Genomic DNA, 585 nt, shown 5'->3' with positions numbered 1-585 from the left:
CAAGTCGATCATTTGCGGGTTGCTAATGTTTACAAAATCTCTCGCAGGGTTCGGATATAACACAATGCTTGAAATATCGATTCCATGGTCGTTTGTGCCTAGTACACTTTCTACCGTAAGATCGAACGTACAACAAGCTTCATTTCCAGAATCATCCGTCGCACAAACGGTTACCTGATAGATACCATCTCCTAACAGCGTTCCTGCTGCCGGGGTTTGCGATGTGATCGTCAATGGATCAGTACAGTTGTCAGTTGCCGTAGCATCCCCTGTTGCAAAGTAATCTGGCACTTCAAAGAACAAGTTCCCCGGTCCTGGATCTACTGTTTGATCTGCTGGACATATCACTACTGGAGCAAGCGCGTCAACTACAGTTACCACAGCCGTACATGTTGCTAGGTTGCCATTAACATCCTGACTAAAGATCTGTACCGTAATTGGAGTTCCAATATCATCACAATCAAAATCGAAAATATCAATTGCTGTTGTTTGTATTCCACAAGCATCAGTGTTACTAGCTATCACATCTTCTGGTGTGATCGTTGCCATACCATTTTCATCGAGTTCAACGGTGATGTCCATACA

1 protein-coding gene is annotated in these 585 nt (G+C 43.8%); it reads right to left on the bottom strand.

Annotated features, from left to right (window positions below; all coding sequences use genetic code 11):
- The coding region (locus tag ACY2RU_RS17825; RefSeq protein ID WP_490139838.1) for an HYR domain-containing protein at nucleotides 1-585 on the bottom strand (585 nt) is incomplete at both ends.

It is taken from the genome of Ulvibacter sp. 2305UL32-6 (genome assembly GCF_058148545.1).
Note: the sequence above shows the minus strand (reverse complement) of the source record. Positions and strands in the feature narration are given on the sequence as shown.